Source organism: Priestia sp. SIMBA_032, from assembly GCF_046535215.1.
In the GTDB taxonomy this organism is placed as follows: Bacteria; Bacillota; Bacilli; order Bacillales; family Bacillaceae_H; genus Priestia; species Priestia aryabhattai.
On record NZ_JAWRXD010000579.1, the window covers coordinates 1 to 275 of the forward strand.

Annotated in this window: 1 protein-coding gene; it reads right to left on the reverse strand. The window is 41.1% G+C overall.

What is annotated here, in order from left to right; translation table 11 throughout:
* Positions 1-275 (reverse strand): SPFH domain-containing protein (locus tag SB717_RS35595; protein ID WP_410907656.1); only part of this gene is annotated, 275 nt, incomplete at both ends.

Sequence of the window (275 nt, forward strand, 5' to 3'; positions counted from 1 at the left end):
CTTCACAGCACCTTCAACAATCTCTTTTCTAGCAGCTAATACCGCTTTTGCTTGTTGACGTTGTAGCATCGCATGGGCAATTTCTGTTGCATAAGCTAAATGTGTTAAACGAGTTTCTAATACTTCTACGCCTGCGATTTCAAGGCGCGCTTCTAACTCACGCTTTAATTCTTCAGAGATTTCTTCAGTATTCCCGCGTAACGTAATGCAAGTTTCATCTTGGAAATTGTCATAAGGATATTTTGTTGCGACGTGGCGGATTGCTGTTTCACTTT